This window comes from Devosia insulae DS-56 (assembly GCF_000970465.2).
In the GTDB taxonomy this organism is placed as follows: domain Bacteria; phylum Pseudomonadota; class Alphaproteobacteria; order Rhizobiales; family Devosiaceae; genus Devosia_A; species Devosia_A insulae.
Map to the genome: position 1 here is coordinate 1 of NZ_LAJE02000280.1, position 4,548 is coordinate 4,548.

A 4,548-nucleotide genomic window follows, 5' to 3' on the forward strand; every position below is an offset into this window, starting at 1 on the left:
CTCGCGCGACGACAAGGTCAGATGTTGATGATGGTCAGGCGCACGTCCCCGCACCGCGGGGGCCGCGATGCTAGCCTATGTCATCCGCCGGCTGCTGCTGCTGATCCCGATGGCGGTCGGCATGATCGTCGTTACCTTCGGCTTGCTGCTGCTGGTGCCGGGCGATCCGGCCGCGGTGCTGCTCGGGCCCGAGGCGTCTCCCGAAATGATCGCCAACCTGCGGCGCACACTCGGGCTCGACGACCCCTGGTATATACGGCTCGGCGCCTATTTCTGGCAGCTGCTGCATGGCGATCTCGGCCGCTCGATCTTCCAGAGCGCGCCGGTGAGCGAGATCATCGGCGGCCGCATCGGCGCGACCATCGAACTCGCCGTGGTGGCGCTGCTGGTGGCGACCGTGATCGGCGTGACGCTGGGCGTCCTCGCCGCGGTGCGGCAGGGCTCGCTGATCGACACCGCGACGATGCTCTTGGCGCAGCTCGGCGTCTCCATGCCGGTCTACTGGCTGGGGCTGCTGCTGATGCTGGCCTTCGCCGTGCAGCTCAACTGGCTGCCGGCGATCGGCCGTGGCGCGCCGATGCCCGAAGCGATCATCGCGGCGCTGAGCGGCCGGCCGCAGGTGCTGTGGGATTCGATCCTCCACATTCTCCTCCCCGCCCTGGCGCTCGCCGCCAACTCGGCGGCGATCATCTCGCGGCTGGTGCGCACCTCGATGCTGGAAGTGCTGCGCGAGGATTTCGTCCGCACCGCCTATGCCAAGGGCCTGCGCCGGCCGCGCGTCGTGGTGCGCCATGCGCTGCGCAACGCGCTGCTGCCGGTGCTGAGCGTCATCGGGCTGCGCTTCGGCGCCCTGCTCGGCGGCGCCGTGCTGGTCGAGATGATCTTTGCCTGGCCGGGCCTTGGGCAGCTGACCTTTTCGGCGGTTTCGCAGCGCGACCTGCCGCTGATCCAGGGGATCGTCTTGACCTTCGCGCTGATCTTCGCGCTGGTGAACCTCGTCGTCGACCTGCTCTATGCGCTGGTCGATCCGCGCGTGCGGCTGGGTTAGCGCCATGCGGATCCCCAAGCCCCTGCGCAATCCCTCGCTGGTGATCGGCGGCCTGATCATCCTCACGCTGGTGTTCCTCGCCGTGTTCGCCCCGCTGCTGGCAACCCACGGCGTCGACCAACCCGACATGCGCAACCGCTTCTCGCTGCCCACGGCCGTGCACTGGCTCGGTACCGACAACCTGGGGCGTGACCTGTGGTCCCGACTGATCTTCGGGGCACGCATATCGCTCTCCATCGGCATCATCTCGGTTACCGTCGCGGCGCTGATGGGCACCAGCGTCGGCCTTGCCGCCGGCTATTTCGGCGGCTGGGTGGATATGCTGCTGATGCGGATCACCGACGTGTTCCTCGGCTTTCCCGCCGTGGTGCTGACCCTCGCCATCGTCGCGGTGCTGGGGCCGGGGATCGTCAACATCTCGGCTGCCATCATCGCCGTCACCTGGACCGAATATGCCCGGGTGGTGCGCGCCACCACCCTGGTGCTGCGCGAGCAGAACTATGTGCAGGCCGCCAAGGCGCTCGGCGCCAGCTGGCCGCGTATCCTGTTCATGGAAATCCTGCCCAATACGCTGGGGCCGATCATCGTCCTCGCCTCGCTCGGGCTCGGCACCGCGGTGATCATTGAATCGGCGCTGAGCTTTCTCGGCTTCGGCCTGCCGCCGCCGACCCCGACCTGGGGCTGGACCCTTTCCTACGGCACTCGCTTCATCCGCGACGAGCCGTGGCTCTCCATCATTGCCGGGGCCACCATCATGGTGACGGTGCTCGGCTTCAACCTGCTGGGAGACGGGCTGAGGGACATCCTCGATCCGCGCCAGCTCACGCGCCTGGGCGCCAACAAGTAGGACTAAGGACGACAAACGATGGTCAAGCAGATCAACAAGCTGAGGCCCAAGTTCACCACCCACGCCGATGGCAGCGATGCCGTGCTGTTCATCCACGAACTGGTCGGCGAACAGGACGGCCCTACCGTCGGCATTTCCGCCTCCATCCATGGCAACGAGAATGCCGGTTCGCAGGCCATTCTCGAGCTCTATCGCGTGCTCAAGGACATGCCGCTCAAAGGCCGCATCCTGCTGCTGCCGGTCGCCAACCCCAAGGCGTTCGCGGTGAACCATCGCTTCACCCCGCTCGATGAGCTGAACCTCAACCGCGAGTTCCCGGGCGACGATCGCGGCAACTATACCCAGCAGCTCGCCTTCGCCTTGGCGGGCGATTATTTCGACAAGCTCGACGCCAATATCGATCTCCACTCGGGCACCGACCGCCCGACCGTCGACTATGTCTATATCTGGAGTGACGAGGGGCTATCGCGCGCCTTCGGCTCGAAGATCCTCTACCGCCCGACCACCGGCAAGACCGGCACGGTCTACACCGGCACCACCAAGACGGTGACCATCGACCGCCGGCCCGAGATGAGGGTGACCACCATCGAGCTCGGCGGCGGCATCGTCGACCAGGGCCCCTATGTGAAGCGCACCGTCGACGGCATGCTCAACCAGCTGCGCTATCTCGGCGTCATCGCCGGCGACGTCGTCGCGCCGCCCAGGCAGGTGGTGGTGGGCGAACTGGTCGGCATCCGCCCAAAACATGGCGGCTGGCTCGAGCCCTTGTCGCCGCCAAACGGCGAGATCATCAAGGGCGGGCAGCTGCTCGGCCGCGTCGTCAGCCCCTATGATTTCGAGACCATCGAGGAGATCCCCACCCCGTTCGAGAACGGCATCATGGTGATGCAGCATCTGAGCCGCAACCTGGTCGAAGCCGGCGATTACGGCTTCATGGTCGGCAATCTCGACGGCTCGGAGCAGTAACGGGTGGCGCAGTTGGCGACTAGCACGGTCGGCGCGGCGATTGCCGTAAAAGACCTGGAGATCCGGATCCGCGGCGACCGCGGCTCCTATCCTGTCGTCGCCGACATGGCGCTGACCGTCCAGCCCGGCGAGACGCTGTGCATCGTCGGGGAATCCGGCTGCGGCAAATCGATGACCGCGCTATCGCTGCTGCGGCTGCTGCCTGAGGCGGCGAGCGCCAGCAAAGGCACGATCGAAATCAATGGCGAGGATTTCCTCGCCATGTCGCAGCACCGGGTGGAGGACCTGCGCGGCGTCGAGATCGCCATGATCTTCCAGGAGCCGCTGACGGCGCTCAACCCGGTGCTGACCATCGGCGAGCAGATCGCCGAGTCGGTGCGCCGGCACAAAAAGCTTGGCCACAAGGCAGCAATGGCCCGGGCCATCGAAACGCTGCAGCTGGTGCAGATGCCCGACCCCGCCCGCCGGGCGATGCAATTCCCGCATGAACTCTCGGGCGGACAGCGGCAGCGCGCCATGATCGCTTTGGCGCTCGCCTGTGACCCAAAAATCCTCGTCGCCGACGAGCCGACCACGGCGCTCGATGTCACCGTGCAGGCGCAGATCCTCGGGCTCATCTCCGACCTGCAGAAGCGACTCGGCACTGCGCTGGTGCTGATCACCCACGATCTTGGCGTCGTGGCGGAAGTCGCCGACCGGGTGGTGGTGATGTATGCCGGCCGCCGCGTCGAGGAAGCCAGCGTCTACGACCTGTTCGAGCACCCGATCCACCCCTATACGCTGGGGCTGATGGGGGCGATCCCGCGTCCGGTCGCCGGACGGCCGGCCACTGACCGGCTGGTCGATATCGCCGGCACCGTGCCGCCGCCCTGGGACCTGCCCAAGGGCTGCGCCTTTGCGCCGCGCTGCCCGCGCGCCTCGGCGCGCTGCCTCGAGGAGCGCCCGCCGCTCGAGGAAAAGCGGCCCGGCCATTTCGCCGCCTGCTGGGAGCATGTCGATGGCTGAAGCCCTTCTCGCCGTCGACGATCTCCAGGTGCATTTTCCGGTGCGCTCCGGGGTGTTCCAGCGCCAGTCCGCCACCGTCAAGGCAGTGGATGGGGTGAGCTTTTCGATCGCGCGCGGCGAAACCCTGAGCCTCGTCGGCGAATCCGGCTGCGGCAAGTCGACCACCGGGCTGGCGCTGCTCGGGCTGGTGAAGCCCACCGGCGGCCGGGTGCGCTTCGATGGCACCGAGATCGGCAGCTTCCGCCGCCGCGACCTCAAGGATTACCGGCGACGGGTGCAGATCGTCTTCCAGGATCCGTTCTCGTCGCTCAACCCGCGCCGCCGGGTGCGCGATGCCATTCGCGTGGCGCTCGATATCCATGGCGTCGGCACCCGGGCCGAACGCGATGCCGAGGTGGCGCAGCTGATGGCGCGGGTCGGGCTCCGGCCCGATCAGGCCGACAATTTCCCGCACCAGTTCTCAGGCGGCCAGCGCCAGCGCATCGGCATCGCCCGGGCCCTGGCGCTGAAACCCGACATCATCGTCTGCGACGAGCCGGTCTCGGCCCTCGATGTGTCGGTGCAGGCGCAGATCCTGAACCTGCTCGCCGACCTGCAGCGCGACCTCGGCATCGCCTACCTGTTCATCTCGCACGACCTCGGCGTGGTCGAGCACATCTCGCACCGGGTGGCGGTGATGTAT

General features: G+C 67.2%; 5 protein-coding genes. All 5 read left to right on the forward strand.

Annotated elements, in window-relative coordinates; all coding sequences use genetic code 11:
* The first annotated feature begins 67 nt into the window (after window positions 1-67).
* Window positions 68-1,048, forward strand: a complete 981-nt coding sequence (locus VW23_RS19525) for an ABC transporter permease (RefSeq protein WP_069911212.1) — start codon at window positions 68-70, stop codon at window positions 1,046-1,048.
* Between the two features lie 4 nt (window positions 1,049-1,052).
* The gene (locus tag VW23_RS19530) at window positions 1,053-1,895 is read left to right on the forward strand and encodes an ABC transporter permease (RefSeq protein ID WP_069911214.1); all 843 of its coding nucleotides are present in this window, start codon (window positions 1,053-1,055) and stop codon (window positions 1,893-1,895) included.
* Between the two features lie 18 nt (window positions 1,896-1,913).
* Entirely contained in the window at window positions 1,914-2,861 is a 948-nt protein-coding gene (locus VW23_RS19535) for a succinylglutamate desuccinylase/aspartoacylase family protein (RefSeq protein WP_069911213.1), read from the forward strand.
* A gap of 12 nt (window positions 2,862-2,873) precedes the next feature.
* The gene (locus VW23_RS19540; protein WP_069911215.1) at window positions 2,874-3,866 is read left to right on the forward strand and encodes an ABC transporter ATP-binding protein; all 993 of its coding nucleotides are present in this window, start codon (window positions 2,874-2,876) and stop codon (window positions 3,864-3,866) included.
* Window positions 3,859-4,548: ABC transporter ATP-binding protein (locus VW23_RS19545; RefSeq protein ID WP_069911216.1), on the forward strand; the 690-nt coding region annotated here is incomplete at its 3' end. The genes VW23_RS19540 and VW23_RS19545, both read left to right, overlap by 8 nt.